The following is an 11,956-nucleotide window of genomic DNA, read 5'->3' on the forward strand; positions in this document are numbered from 1 at the left end:
ATTACTGCGTTCATCGTGAACTCGTCGGCCAACAGCATCCCCATGGTGGTACCCCGATCACCTGCCTCGAGGCACACCCGGCGACACAAATCGACAGTTAATCGCAGGTGTGCGCCCCGGCAAGCGCGGAGTCCCCAGGACGTGGGAATCACGGGCCGCTCCGCGCGCGTTGGTTTCAACATGACCGAACGTCCAGTTCTCGAGCCCACCGCCGCGCACCCGATCACCGTCACGCCGACCGGTCGCCACGTCGTCGTCCGCGTTCACGGCGAGGTCGTCGCCGAGACCGACGATGCCCTGACCCTTCAGGAGTCGACGTACCCCGCGGTGCAGTACGTGCCTCTCTCCGCCGTCACCCCGTCGGTGCTGAAGCGCAGCGACACCACCACCTACTGCCCCTACAAGGGCGAGGCGAACTACTACCACGTCAGCGCCGCGGACGGCACCGTCGACGACGCGATCTGGACCTACGAGCAGCCGTACTCTGCGGTCGCCGCGATCGCTGGCCATGTGGCGTTCTATGCCGACAAGGCCGACGTCGCCGTCGGTTAGACGGCCGTTTGGCCTAGCCTTTGGCGGTGCCCAGTTCCGCCGGCGTGGTCTGCAGTGTGGTCTTTGCGGGTCCTGCCAGTCCGGAAATGACGCTGTCGCCCCAGCGCCGTGGCCCCGGCGATCCCTGCTACCAACTGGTCGACGGTGCCATCTGGAAGACCAGCCTGATGCCGAGTGGTGCGGTGACGGTGCGAATCACCAAGTCGGCGTCGAACACCGTCGACTGCCAGGCGTGGGGTGACGGCGCGAAGGAATTCGTCGAGCGGCTTCCGGCCCTGCTGGGTGTGCTCGATGACCCGACCGGCTTCGCCCCGGAGGAGCCGACGGTTGCGGCCGCACACCGTCGCGTTCCGCATCTGCGGCTCGGGCGTACGGACCGCGTCATTGAGGCGCTGGTGCCGGCCGTGCTCGAGCAGCGGGTCACCGGCAAGGATGCATTCCGCGCCTGGCGGCTACTGGTCACCAAGTTCGGCGCCCCGGCTCCCGGTCCCGCGCCTGCGCGCATGCGGGTGCCGCCCCCGGCCGACGTGTGGTGCCGCATCCCCTCTTGGGAGTTCCACCTAGCGAACGTCGACCCCGGCAGAGCGCGCACCGTCGTCGGCTGTGCGCAGCGGGCCAAGAGCCTCGAGCGGCTTTCCGCTCGCACACCCGAAGACGCACGTTCGGCCATGACGTCGTTGCCGGGCGTCGGAGTGTGGACGGCGGCTGAGGTGGCTCAGCGCGCGTGGGGTGACGCCGATGCGCTGTCCGTCGGCGATTACCACCTCTCCAACGTCGTCGGCAGCACGCTTCTCGGCCATCGGATCGACGACGAGGAGATGCTTGAGCTGCTGGAGCCCCTGCGGCCCCACCGGTACCGCGCCACCAGGCTGCTCGAGGTCAGCGGTATGGCGCGCAACCCCCGGTTCGGGCCGCGCCTGGCGGTTCCCGATCTGCGAGCTCTGTAACGGTGTAAGGCGTAGGTGACCCGGGTAGGAGTCCTATTGAGCCAATCGAAGGAGGCAAGTTCATGGCAGGATTCACAATTCCCGGAATTTCGCACAAGGACAGCCGCGCGGTCGCCGCACTGCTGCAGAAGCAGCTCAGCACCTACAACGACCTGCACCTGACCCTGAAGCACGTGCACTGGAACGTCGTCGGCCCGAACTTCATCGGTGTTCACGAGATGATCGACCCGCAGGTCGAGTTGGTCCGCGGGTACGCCGACGAGGCCGCCGAGCGCATCGCGGCATTCGGGGTTTCACCGCAGGGCACTCCCGGCGCGATCCTCAAGGACCGCACCTGGGACGACTACTCGGTCGGCCGCGACACCGTGCTCGCGCACCTGGCGGCGCTGGATCTGGTCTACACCGGGGTCAACGAAGACACCCGCAAGGCGATCCACACCCTTGAGGACCTCGACCCCGTCTCGCAGGACATGCTCATCGGTCACGCTGCGGAGCTGGAGAAGTTCCAGTGGTTCGTCCGTGCCCACCTGGAGAGCGCGGGTGGAGACCTGTCCAACGAGGGCGCCTCTACCGAGAAGCAGGCCGCACGCACGACGAACAAGAAGGCTCCCGCCAAGTAGCCAACCGAAATCGGGCCCGCATCCCCTGGGACGCGGGCCCGATTGCGTTTCGGTCAGTTCACCTCCTCCAGTGCGTCGTCTCGGACCGGACGGTCGGCGAGTTCCTCGGTGCGGCCGAACAGGATCGGGTAGGCAGCGCCCGCGATCGCCGCACCGACCAGTGGGGCCAGCCAGAACAGCCACAGTTGTGCTGGTGCGCCGTCGCCATTGAAGAACGCCACCGCCGTCGACCGTGCGGGGTTGACGGACGTGTTCGAGATGGGGATCGAGATGAGGTGGATCAGCGTGAGCGTCAGCCCGATCGCCAAGCCTGCGAAGCCCTTCGGTGCCCGATCGTCGGTCGACCCGAGAATGACGAGAAGGAACACTGCGGTCAGGACGATCTCCGCGATCAACACGGCCACCAACGAATAGCCGCCGGGGGAGTGGTCGCCGAATCCGTTGGCGGCCATGTTGCCTTCGGCCGACCAGCCGTCCTTGCCCTTCGCGATCACGTAGATCACCAGGCCAGCGACGACGCCACCGATCACCTGGGTGACCCAGTAGGCGGGTAGCGCTTTCCACTCGACACGTCGGGCGATCGCCGCGCCCAAGGTCACCGCGGGATTGAAGTGCCCGCCGGAGATGGTGCCGAACGCGTAGACGCCTGTCAGCACGGTCAGGCCGAATGCCAGTGCCACGCCGAGGAATCCAATCCCGAGCGCGGTGCCGTCGGAGGAGAACTTCGCGGCGAAGACCGCGCTGCCGCACCCGCCGAGTACCAGCCAGAAGGTTCCGATGAATTCGGCTGCGAGTCGATGCAGCATCGTAGGTGCGGTCATTGGACTAGCCTCCCTCGGCACACGTCCTTGAGCGCCAGTGATCTGAGGGTCGCACGCGTTCAAACGGTTTCGGGAGCATCGTTGCCGAATCTTGTCCAGATGGAGACTTACCGCCTACCGGTAGGCGGTAAGCCGGGCGATGATGGCGGGCTTGCCGTCGCTGCCGATGGCTTGCGCCTCGGCCACGCCACTGCGGCGTCCGACCCGCAATGCGGTTCCCACATAACGGGATTCGTCACCAGCGAAGAACTGGCGCAGGAAGTTCACCCGGAGCGAGGCCGTGCTCAACGGGTCATCGACCCTGCCGTGGTTGACCGCCGCTGCTGCCACGACTTCCAGTCCGGAAGAGGCGATCCGCCGTGCCCCGCTGCCGATGACGACGTCGCCGATGCGGAGGTGACACTCGCCGACCGCGGTGGCTTCCTTGGTGCCCAGCGGCCGGGAGGTGGCTCGCACCGGCGCGTCACCACTTTGCGGCCACCACCGCCACCGCGTCGGGCGTCAGGTCGAGGGTCAGCTCACTGGACACCGTCCACTCGTGGTCCCCGCGGGGGTGGTGGTTGATGAGTCCGCCGACGTGGTCGACCAGGACGGTCAGCGGGGTGAGGCTGGGAAGACCGGTGATGGGGCTGACGAGGCCGGCCAGCTGCATGGCGGCCACGCAGCCGTCGGCACCCTCCTCGAGGGTCTCGCCCATGACCCTATACCCCCAGGGGGTATATGATGGCGTCGTGATCGCACACGCGGGCGTGCGACCACAGGACAAGTCCGCGAAGGTCGCGGAGCTACGAGACGAAGGTCTCGTGGTCGCCATGGTCGGCGACGGAGTCAACGACGCGCCCGCCTTGGCGCTCGCGGACGTCGGCATCGCCATCGGTGCGGCACCGACGTGGCCATCGCCTCGGCCGGTGTGATCCTGGCCAGCTCGGACCCGCGCTCGGTGTTGTCGGTCATTCGGTTGTCTCGCGCCGCCTATCGGAAGATGAAGCAAAACCTGTGGTGGGCAGCGGGATACAACCTGATCGCCGTACCGCTGGCAGCGGGGGTACTGGCGCCGATCGGGTTCGTGATGCCGATGTCGGTGGGAGCGATCTTGATGTCGTTGTCAACCGTCGTGGTGGCACTCAACGCGCAACTGCTGCGGCGTCTGGACCTCAGCCCCGCCGCCAGCGTCGAGGCGGTCGCCGATCGTCGTGTCTAAGAATCCGATCAGGCTTTGTAGCAAATTTGTTGTGCGCTATCGTCGCACCAAGAGCCGGTGATATGCCTCCATGGCAAAGGTTGTTGAGGGATCATGGCGGAAGTGTTAATTCGGCGCCCAGGGATTCCGTCCGTGCCACGACGTCCATTCATCAAGCACGGCAACGGATCTCGGGTCGAAGATCGGCGTGTCGGCGCGATCCTCGGCCACGGCTCGGGGCCCCTTGGTTAGGTTAGACTAAGTTGGCATGTCAGGCGGGGTTTGTCATATCGTTTCACCATTCGTGGCGAGTGGGCAGTCCCGTCGTTCAGTGCGGAACGCAGACGCACCCCCGCCCGGCCGGCAGCAGCCGTCGATGACGGCTGCAACAGTCGGCTTTCCATAGCAGTTGAAGGCGTGTCGGAAAGGGCAGGTGGGAATGGCGCCCAGCGACCAGGGACTGCGGCAGGGGCTCTACAACCCGGCCTATGAGCACGACTCCTGCGGTGTCGCGATGGTCGCGGACATGCACGGCCGCAAGAGCCGCGACATCGTCGACAAGGCCATCACCGCGCTGCTGAACATGGAGCACCGCGGCGCGCAGGGTGCCGAGCCGAACACCGGCGACGGCGCCGGGATCCTGCTGCAGGTTCCCGACGAGTTCCTGCGGGCGGTCTGCGCCGAACAGGGGGAGTTCGACCTCCCCGAACCGGGCAGCTACGCCACGGGCATCGCGTTCCTCCCGCAGTCATCGCGGGACGCCGCCGCCGCGTGCGAATCCGTGGAGAAGATCGTCGAGGCCGAGGGCTTGACGTTCCTCGGCTGGCGCGACGTGCCAACCGACGATTCGTCCCTTGGCGCACTTGCGCGCGACGCGATGCCGACGTTCCGCCAGCTGTTCGTCGGCGTGGGCGAGCGAAGCAACGGGAAGGGGTCGAGCGCAGACCCCATGGACCTCGAGCGCCGCGCCTACGTGGTGCGCAAGCGCGCCGAGCACGAGCTCGGCACCAAGGGGCCTGGCCAGGACGGTCCTGGTCGCGAAACCGTCTACTTCCCAAGCCTTTCCGGTCAGACGTTCGTCTACAAGGGCATGCTCACCACTCCGCAGCTCAAGGCGTTCTATCTGGACCTGCAGGACGAGCGCATGACGAGCGCGCTGGGCATCGTGCACTCGCGCTTCTCGACCAACACCTTCCCGTCCTGGCCGCTGGCTCACCCGTTCCGTCGCATCGCCCACAACGGTGAGATCAACACCGTCACCGGCAACGAGAACTGGATGCGCGCGCGGGAAGCGCTCATCCGCACCGACGTCTTCGGGTCCTACGGCGACGTCGACAAGATATTCCCGGTCTGCACCCCAGGCGCGTCGGACACCGCGCGCTTCGACGAGGTGCTCGAACTGTTGCACCTCGGCGGCCGCAGCCTGCCCCACGCCGTCCTGATGATGATTCCGGAGGCCTGGGAGCGGCACGAGTCGATGGACCCCGCCCGTCGGGCGTTCTACGAATACCACTCGTCGCTGATGGAGCCGTGGGACGGACCGGCGTCGGTGTGCTTCACCGACGGCACGGTGATCGGAGCGGTCCTGGACCGCAACGGACTTCGCCCGTCCCGAATCTGGGTCACCGACGACGGACTGGTCGTCATGGCGTCCGAGGCCGGTGTGCTGAATTTGGACCCGGAGCGCGTGGTTCAGAAGCTGCGCCTGCAGCCCGGCCGCATGTTCCTGGTCGACACCGAACAGGGCCGCATCGTCTCCGACGAGGAGATCAAGGCCGATCTCGCCGCTGGGCAGCCCTACCAGGAGTGGCTGGACGCCGGGCTGTTTCACCTCGACGATCTGCCGCAGGGCGACTACGTCCGCATGCCGCACCACCGGGTAGTGCTGCGCCAGCAGGCCTTCGGCTTTACATACGAAGAGCTGAACCTGCTGGTGGCGCCAATGGCGCGCAGCGGGGCCGAAGCGCTCGGCTCGATGGGCACGGACACCCCGGTGGCGGTGCTGTCGGCGCGGCCGCGGATGCTCTACGACTACTTCCAGCAGCTGTTTGCCCAGGTCACCAACCCGCCGCTGGACGCCATCCGCGAAGAGGTGGTGACCAGCCTGCAGGGCACGGTCGGCCCGGAGGGCGACCTGCTGAACCCGAATGCCGACTCGTGTCGCCAGATCGTGCTGCCGAATCCCATCCTGCGCAACGCCGAACTGTCGAAACTGATCTGCGTCGACCCCGGTCACGAGATCCGGGGCCACAAGCACGGGCTTCGCGCCGCGGTCATCCGTTGTCTCTACCCGGTCGCCAGGGGTGGGCAGGGGTTGCGGGAGGCGCTCGAGGACGTGCGGGGGAAGGTGTCGGCCGCCATCAGCGACGGTGCGCGCATCATCGTGCTGTCCGACCGCGAGTCCAATGAGTCACTCGCCCCGATCCCGTCGCTGCTGAGCGTCTCGACCGTGCATCACCACCTGGTGCGCGCGCGCACCCGCACCCAGGTCGGCCTCGTCGTCGAAGCGGGCGATGCCCGCGAGGTGCACCACATGGCTGCGCTCGTTGGCTTCGGCGCCGCCGCCATCAATCCCTACATGGCCTTCGAGTCCATCGAGGACATGGTCGACCGGGGCGTGATCACCGACATCACCAGCGACAAGGCCAAGGCCAACTACACGAAGGCCGCGGGCAAGGGCGTGCTGAAGGTGATGTCGAAGATGGGCATCTCCACGCTGGCTTCCTACACGGGCGCCCAGCTGTTCCAGGCCATCGGCATCAGTCAGTCGGTGCTCGACGAGTACTTCACCGGTCTGCACTGCCCAGTGGGCGGCATCGACCTCGACGACATCGCCGACGACGTCGCCATCCGCCACGCGCTGGCCTACCTCGACCGCCCCGACGAGCGCGCCCACCGCGAGCTTGAGGTCGGTGGCGAGTACCAGTGGCGCCGCGAGGGCGAGTACCACCTGTTCAACCCGGACACCGTGTTCAAGCTGCAGCACGCCACGCGCACCGGCCAGTACTCGATCTTCAAGGAGTACACCAAGCTCGTCGACGACCAGAGCGAGCGGTTCGCCTCGCTGCGCGGTCTGCTGAAGTTCCGCGACGACTTCCGGCCCCAGGTGCCGCTGGACGAAGTCGAGTCGGCTGCCGAGATCGTCAAGCGCTTCTCGACGGGCGCCATGAGCTACGGCTCCATCTCGGCCGAGGCGCACGAGACGCTCGCCATCGCGATGAACCGCCTTGGTGGACGGTCGAATTCGGGTGAGGGCGGCGAGTCCGCGGACCGCTTCGATCCCGACGCCAACGGTGACTGGCGCCGCAGTGCGATCAAGCAGGTTGCGTCCGGTCGCTTCGGAGTGACCAGCCACTACCTCACCAACTGCACCGACATTCAGATCAAGATGGCCCAAGGTGCGAAACCCGGTGAAGGCGGCCAGCTCCCGGGGCACAAGGTGTACCCGTGGGTGGCCGAGGTGCGGCATTCAACACCGGGTGTGGGCTTGATCTCGCCGCCGCCGCACCACGACATCTACTCGATCGAGGATCTGGCCCAGCTGATCCACGACCTGAAGAACGCCAATCCCAGTGCGCGCGTTCACGTGAAGCTCGTGTCCGAGAACGGTGTTGGAACTGTCGCGGCGGGGGTGTCGAAGGCGCACGCCGACGTCGTGTTGATCTCCGGGCACGACGGAGGTACCGGCGCCACCCCGCTCACGTCACAGAAGCATGCTGGCGCGCCGTGGGAGCTGGGCCTGGCCGAGACGCAGCAGACCCTGCTGCTCAACGGACTTCGCGACCGGATCGTCGTACAGGTCGACGGCCAGCTCAAGACCGGCCGCGACGTCGTCGTGGCCGCACTGCTGGGCGGCGAGGAGTTCGGCTTCGCCACTGCCCCTCTCGTGGTGGCGGGCTGCATCATGATGCGGGTGTGCCACCTCGACACCTGTCCGGTGGGCGTGGCCACCCAGAATCCGCTGCTGCGGGAGCGGTTCAACGGCAAGCCCGAGTTCGTCGAGAACTTCTTCATGTTCATCGCCGAAGAGGTGCGGGAGCTGATGGCGCAGTTGGGCTTCCGCACGGTCAACGAGATGGTCGGCCAAGTCGGCGCGCTGGACACCAAGCAGGCTGCCGCGCACTGGAAGGCACACAAGCTGGACCTCTCGCCGGTACTTCACGAGCCCGAGTCGGCCTTCATGAACCAGGACCTGTACTGCAGCTCGCGTCAGGACCACGGTCTCGACAAGGCACTCGATCAGCAGCTGATCGCACAATGCCGTGAGGCCCTTGACACGGGGACAACGGTACGATTCAGGACCAGCATCGCGAACGTGAACCGCACGGTCGGCACGATGCTCGGTCACGAGGTCACGAAGGCCCATGGCGGACAGGGCCTTCCGGAAGGCACCATCGACATCACCTTCGACGGTTCGGCGGGCAACAGTTTCGGGGCGTTCCTGCCGAAGGGCATCACGCTGCGGGTGTACGGCGACGCCAACGACTACGTCGGCAAGGGCCTCTCCGGCGGTCGGATCGTCGTGCGGCCGCCCGAGAACGCGCCCGCCGGCTACGTGGCCGAGGACAACATCATCGCGGGCAACGTGATTCTGTTCGGCGCCACCAGCGGCCAGGCGTTCCTGCGTGGGCAGGTCGGCGAACGGTTCGCGGTGCGCAACTCCGGTGCCCACGCGGTGGTCGAGGGTGTGGGCGATCACGGCTGCGAGTACATGACCGGCGGCAAGGTCGCGATCCTCGGCCCCACCGGGCGCAACTTCGCCGCGGGCATGTCCGGTGGAATGGCGTTCGTCTACGACCCGCTTGGCGTGCTGCCCGACCACCTCAACACCGAGATGGTGGAGCCCGAGGTGCTGGGCGCCGACGACTCAGAAGACGCCGTGTGGCTGCGCGACGTCATCCAAGCGCACGTCGACGCCACCGATTCGGCGGTAGGCCAACACGTTCTCGCCGATTGGGAGTCCGAACTGAAGCATTTCGTGAAGGTGATGCCGCGCGATTACAAGTCCGTTCTGTCGGCGATCGCCGACGCGGAGCGCAACGGTGAGAACGTCAACGAGGCGATCATGGCAGCCGCCCGTGGCTGATCCGCGCGGCTTCCTCAAGCACACCCATCGCGAGACCCCGCAGCGCAGGCCGGTCCCGCTGCGCCTGCGTGACTGGAAAGAGGTCTACGAGGAATTCTCCCACGACGTGCTGCAGGACCAGGCCGCGCGATGCATGGACTGTGGTATTCCGTTCTGCCACAACGGCTGTCCGCTGGGAAATCTGATCCCCGAGTGGAACGATCTGGTCTACGGGAACCGGTGGCGCGACGCGATCGAGCGCCTGCATGCCACCAACAACTTCCCGGAGTTCACCGGGCGGCTGTGCCCGGCACCGTGTGAGGCGTCCTGCGTGCTCGGCATCAACCAGGACCCCGTGACCATCAAGCAGGTCGAGGTCGAGATCATCGACAACGCCTTCGGAGAGGGCTGGGTGGTCCCGCTGCCGCCGGATCGTCTGACCGGCAAGACCGTTGCCGTCGTCGGGTCCGGTCCCGCCGGCCTGGCCGCCGCGCAGCAGCTGACGCGGGCAGGTCACGACGTCACGTTGTTCGAGCGCGCCGACCGGATCGGTGGACTTCTGCGCTACGGCATCCCCGAGTTCAAGATGGAGAAGCGCCACATCGACCGCCGCCTCGAGCAGATGGCGGCGGAGGGTACGAAGTTCCGGACCGGCGTCAACGTCGGCGTCGACGTCACCGCAGAACAGTTGCGGGCCGACTTCGACGCCGTGGTCCTTAGCGGCGGCGCGACGGACTGGCGCGACCTGCCCATACCCGGGCGCGAGCTCGACGGCATCCACCAGGCGATGGAGTACCTGCCGTGGGCGAACCGCGTCCAGAACGGCGATCCGGTGGTCGGTGACGACGGTGAGCCGCCGATCACCGCGAAGGACAAGAAGGTGGTCATCATCGGCGGTGGCGACACCGGCGCCGACTGCCTTGGCACCGCACACCGTCAGGGCGCCGCCAGCGTGCACCAGTTCGAGATCATGCCGCGTCCACCGGAGGAACGAGCCCAGTCGACGCCGTGGCCCACCTACCCGTTGATGTACCGCGTGGCGTCGGCACACGAGGAGGGTGGCGAGCGAGTCTTCTCGGTCAACACCGAGGAATTCGTCGGAACCGACGGCCGCGTCGAGCGCCTGAAGGTGCACGAGGTGGCGATGCAGGACGGCAAGTTCGTGAAGGTCGACGGCAGCGACTTCGATCTCGACGCCGATCTGGTGCTGCTCGCGATGGGCTTCGTTGGCCCGGAGAAGCCGGGTCTGCTCAGCGACCTGAGCGTGGAGATGACCGACCGCGGCAACGTCGCGCGAAACGACGACTTCCAGACTTCGGTGCCGGGTGTCTTCGTCGCGGGCGACATGGGTCGTGGCCAGTCGCTCATCGTGTGGGCGATCGCCGAGGGTCGCGCCGCGGCCGCAGGCGTCGACCGCTACCTGATGGGCAAGACCGCGCTTCCGGCGCCGATCAAGCCGACGGCCGCGCCCCAGCGTTAGGACCCGAGCGATACCTCAATAGCCACACTGGTCACATTAGAAACATCCGATCTTTTCCCCGGCGCGCCGTTTGGTGTTAGCCAGATCACAGGTGTCTAATGGTGCTCAGGGTTCGTACGCTAGTGTGGGCCCACGGTGAAGCAAGACGCCAACCGCAGGAGTGAACACCGTGCACATCAATCCGATTGCCCGATCACGAATGGGTCGAATCGCCTGGTCATTGATCCGGCACCCGGTCAGAAGCCGTGACTTTCCGGCCAAGCACGAGCGCCTGGTCACCGCCGACGAACTCATTCGGTACGGCGTCTAGCTCACTGCCGCAGCGCTGGAATCAGCTGGCGCGAAAGTTTGCTTAGCCGCTATATCTACCTGTGCGTCAAAGACTGCTCGCGGCTACGCCGCGCGTCGCCCGTCTCAGCGTCGAAGAAGTACGTCCGCTCGGGCGGCATCTGCAGGCCGATCCGGGTGCCGGACTCCAGTTCGGTGCCCGACGGAGCCTGAACGATCACCCGCGTCTCGCCCGGGGCGAGCGAAGCGACGGGGGAAGGCTCGATGAGCGCAGTGACCAGCACGTGGCTGCCGAGCGGCTCGGTGAAGTCGACCCTCGCCGGCACCATGCCGTCGGACGGGGAAGTATGAAGCCGAAGATGCTCCGGCCGCGCCCCGACGGTCACCGGGCCCTCGGGTTCGGATGCGGTCGTCACGGGCACGCCGCCGATGTGCAGGACCCCGCTGCGCACCACGCCAGGCATCAGATTCATCGGGGGACTGCCCATGAACGCGGCGACGAACGTGTTCGCCGGTCGGTTGTAGATGTCGTCGGTCGTACCGAGCTGTTGCACTTCACCGTCGGACATCACGCACAACCGATCCCCGAGCGTCATCGCCTCCACCTGATCGTGGGTGACGTAGATGGACGTCACCGGCAGTTCCCGGTGGAGGCGCTTGAGATCGCCGCGCACCTGGTTGCGTAGTTTCGCATCGAGATTCGACAGGGGTTCGTCCAGCAGGAACGCCTGTGGTTGACGGACCATGGCGCGGCCCATCGCCACCCGCTGCCGCTGCCCGCCGGAGAGTTGGCCGGGCTTGCGGTCCAGCAACTCATCGATCTGCAGCAGGCTGGCCGTCTCGCGGACCCGCCGCTCGACTTCGGCCCGGGGGGTCCTGCGCTGCCGCAGGCCGTAGGCGAGGTTTCGGTAGACGGTCATGTGCGGGTAGAGCGCATAGTTCTGGAACACCATCGCGATGTCCCGCTGGCCGGGAGTCAACTGGTTGACCGTCGCGCCGCCGA

General features: G+C 66.6%; 9 protein-coding genes and 1 pseudogene. 6 read left to right on the forward strand and 4 right to left on the reverse strand.

The window, feature by feature from the left end; translation table 11 throughout:
- The first annotated feature begins 180 nt into the window (after positions 1 to 180).
- From QOI01_RS29495 to QOI01_RS29505, 3 genes are all read left to right on the forward strand, one after another.
- On the forward strand, positions 181 to 552 hold the full coding sequence (locus tag QOI01_RS29495; protein WP_526386690.1) for a DUF427 domain-containing protein: 372 nt from the start codon (positions 181 to 183) through the stop codon (positions 550 to 552).
- A gap of 86 nt (positions 553 to 638) precedes the next feature.
- The gene (locus tag QOI01_RS29500; protein ID WP_526386698.1) at positions 639 to 1,499 is read left to right on the forward strand and encodes a DNA-3-methyladenine glycosylase family protein; all 861 of its coding nucleotides are present in this window, start codon (positions 639 to 641) and stop codon (positions 1,497 to 1,499) included.
- A gap of 62 nt (positions 1,500 to 1,561) precedes the next feature.
- On the forward strand, positions 1,562 to 2,119 hold the full coding sequence (locus tag QOI01_RS29505) for a Dps family protein (RefSeq protein WP_526386691.1): 558 nt from the start codon (positions 1,562 to 1,564) through the stop codon (positions 2,117 to 2,119).
- Between the two features lie 53 nt (positions 2,120 to 2,172).
- Here the strand turns inward: QOI01_RS29505 and aqpZ are convergent, their stop codons facing one another.
- The 3 genes from aqpZ to QOI01_RS29520 form a co-directional block, all read right to left on the reverse strand.
- Entirely contained in the window at positions 2,173 to 2,940 is a 768-nt protein-coding gene (gene aqpZ / locus QOI01_RS29510) for an aquaporin Z (RefSeq protein WP_526386692.1), read from the reverse strand.
- Between the two features lie 114 nt (positions 2,941 to 3,054).
- Complete coding sequence (locus tag QOI01_RS29515; RefSeq protein ID WP_526386693.1) at positions 3,055 to 3,396, reverse strand: PaaI family thioesterase; 342 nt, start codon at positions 3,394 to 3,396, stop codon at positions 3,055 to 3,057.
- Positions 3,397 to 3,403: 7 nt separating this feature from the next.
- A complete protein-coding gene (locus tag QOI01_RS29520; protein WP_526386694.1) occupies positions 3,404 to 3,637 on the reverse strand; it encodes a hypothetical protein in 234 nt (77 codons plus the stop codon).
- A gap of 43 nt (positions 3,638 to 3,680) precedes the next feature.
- On the opposite strand from QOI01_RS29520, the pseudogene QOI01_RS29525 reads away from it, so the two are divergent.
- From QOI01_RS29525 to gltD, 3 genes and pseudogenes are all read left to right on the forward strand, one after another.
- Positions 3,681 to 4,141, forward strand: a pseudogene (locus tag QOI01_RS29525) (HAD-IC family P-type ATPase); the annotation flags it as partial.
- Between the two features lie 418 nt (positions 4,142 to 4,559).
- Positions 4,560 to 9,206 carry a glutamate synthase large subunit gene (gltB, locus tag QOI01_RS29530; protein WP_526386695.1) on the forward strand — a complete coding sequence of 1,549 codons (4,647 nt, stop codon included), beginning with the start codon at positions 4,560 to 4,562 and terminating at the stop codon, positions 9,204 to 9,206.
- Positions 9,199 to 10,665, forward strand: coding sequence for a glutamate synthase small subunit (gene gltD, locus QOI01_RS29535; protein ID WP_526386696.1), 1,467 nt, complete (start codon positions 9,199 to 9,201; stop codon positions 10,663 to 10,665). Before gltB ends, gltD begins: the two co-directional genes overlap by 8 nt.
- A gap of 365 nt (positions 10,666 to 11,030) precedes the next feature.
- Here gltD and QOI01_RS29540 read toward each other — a convergent pair.
- Positions 11,031 to 11,956 (reverse strand): ABC transporter ATP-binding protein (locus tag QOI01_RS29540; RefSeq protein ID WP_526386697.1); only part of this gene is annotated, 926 nt, incomplete at its 5' end.

It is taken from the genome of Mycobacterium sp. (assembly GCF_032162605.1).
Taxonomy (GTDB): domain Bacteria; phylum Actinomycetota; class Actinomycetes; order Mycobacteriales; family Mycobacteriaceae; genus Mycobacterium.